Below are 230 nucleotides of genomic sequence, written 5' to 3'. Positions count from 1 at the left end.
CCAAGGATACCGATAAATAGGCAGAGATTGCAAATACGTCCCAAAGCAAGGGGGAATTAAAGCTTACCCACAACGAACCAAATTGGTTTGGAATAGGCAATCCCCAATAGGCCAACCATGGACGTCCCATGTGAATAATTGGGAAAAACCGGGCCTGGATAACAGAGAATATGGTCATTGCTTCAGCAGAACGGTTGATCGCCATTCTCCATTTCTGCCTAAACAACAGC

At 45.7% G+C, this 230-nt stretch carries 1 pseudogene; it reads right to left on the bottom strand.

Annotation, left to right across the window (positions count from 1 at the left end):
* A pseudogene (locus ACRHOZ_RS21680) lies at nucleotides 1–230 on the bottom strand (NrfD/PsrC family molybdoenzyme membrane anchor subunit); the annotation flags it as partial.

The sequence above is a fragment of the Flagellimonas flava genome, assembly GCF_050617915.1.
Classification (GTDB): Bacteria; Bacteroidota; Bacteroidia; order Flavobacteriales; family Flavobacteriaceae; genus Flagellimonas; species Flagellimonas flava_A.
Note: the sequence above shows the minus strand (reverse complement) of the source record. Positions and strands in the feature narration are given on the sequence as shown.